A 771-nucleotide genomic window follows, 5' to 3' on the forward strand; every position below is an offset into this window, starting at 1 on the left:
CGCTTCGGGAATGGAGCTGAAAGGAGGAAATAATGGATATAAGCCCCTTACTTCATGCACTTTGTGCTGTGGCTGCGCAGATACTGGTTGGTCTTTTTACCGGAAACTGGGCTTACGGAGCGATAGCTGGTTGTACGTTCTTCATTGCGCGTGAACACACCCAGGCAGAATATCGCTGGATTGAAATGTTCGGACATGGCAAGCGTATGAATATGCCGTGGTGGGGCGGTTTTGATCCGCGAGCTTGGGATGTGGCAAGCCTGATGGATTTTGCTGTGCCGGTGGTGGCGTGTCTGCTGGTCTGGCTGTTGGTTAATCGTGGGTGAAAAAAGGTGAGCTGTATATGCAACGGAGGAAGAAACCCCGTTGCTGGAAGCCAGGAAAAAGTATCGGGTGTTGCTAAACCGTGTGGACACTTCCGTAGCACCAGATATCGAGTGGCTTATTCAACCATAATAAACAGTATGTATATCATAGGTTATTAATTGTGAGTTTTTTCGGTGTGTTATTTGTTTGTTTGATGTTATGCTTTTGCGCCCCAAAAGGTTGTTTAGATGTATTTTATCAATTGATTTTCAATATCGTTTAATAAAGAAAAATTAAGCAAGCTGGATGTTGGTTTTTTGTTAATTGAATGGTTCTAATAATGTTTTTTTACTGTTGTTGAATGTGACTTGATAAGAAATGCAAGTAAAAATGATACTCTTTTTATTTTAAATTCAAACGGTTGACATATATATAGCAAGAGGTTTCAGGTGCGTTGTAGTGAGT

The 771-nt window shown here is 41.5% G+C and carries 1 protein-coding gene and 1 pseudogene; both read left to right on the forward strand.

Features of this window, described 5'->3' with window-relative positions; all coding sequences use genetic code 11:
• Window positions 1-32: 32 nt before the first annotated feature.
• Window positions 33-326, forward strand: a complete 294-nt coding sequence (locus A7Z06_RS21520) for a hypothetical protein (RefSeq protein ID WP_000355360.1) — start codon at window positions 33-35, stop codon at window positions 324-326.
• Between the two features lie 19 nt (window positions 327-345).
• Window positions 346-456, forward strand: a pseudogene (locus A7Z06_RS21525) (tail fiber assembly protein); the annotation flags it as partial.
• Window positions 457-771: the final 315 nt, after the last annotated feature.

This window comes from Escherichia sp. MOD1-EC6819 (assembly GCF_002965765.1).
Taxonomy (GTDB): Bacteria; Pseudomonadota; Gammaproteobacteria; order Enterobacterales; family Enterobacteriaceae; genus Escherichia; species Escherichia ruysiae.